Source organism: Photobacterium sp. GB-56, from assembly GCF_003026105.1.
GTDB lineage: Bacteria > Pseudomonadota > Gammaproteobacteria > Enterobacterales > Vibrionaceae > Photobacterium.
Map to the genome: position 1 here is coordinate 1 of NZ_PYNW01000064.1, position 585 is coordinate 585.

Genomic DNA, 585 nt, shown 5'->3' on the forward strand with positions numbered 1-585 from the left:
GATGAACAAGAAACAGTTGATAATTAATAAAACCTTGTGGGGTTGGCGATGTTGTCAGGTAGCAATCAAACTCAACAAAAGGGTGACTAAATCGCACCTTATTACCGAAGCCATGTAGTGTGACCATGCCTGTTTCTCGGCTTAATGAAAATAAGGTTTTAATGGGTAACTTTCCATTAAAAAAAGAGAAAGACCACCAAATGAGTAGACACACCACAGATATACAGATTAACCCAAGATAAATCTGGTTAAAGTCACTTTGAATAGCCTTACTCGAAAGGTTCATGACACCTGCAACCAAAAAAAACAGCGGCATAAAATAGATGGCAATAACTTTCGCAAAAGTCACGGCATAAAAATAGACCAAGCCCCACCATGGGAAAGTGATGTCTCTAATTTGACGTTCGTTGTAGCCGCCTTCAGATGGGTCTAACGTTCTAAGCTCAGAGGGTTTACGCGATCGCAACACTTTACTTGACACATGATGATTATTGCAAGTAAATGGGAAGTGCACACCTTTTCTGGCCATTTGAGACCAAAAGCCTTGCTGATTCCCCGGCGCTTGCGGCGGAATATGCTGTGAGT

Annotated in this window: 1 pseudogene; it reads right to left on the minus strand. The window is 41.7% G+C overall.

The features are described from left to right. Positions 1-585 (minus strand): annotated as a pseudogene (locus C9J42_RS21380) (hypothetical protein); the annotation flags it as partial.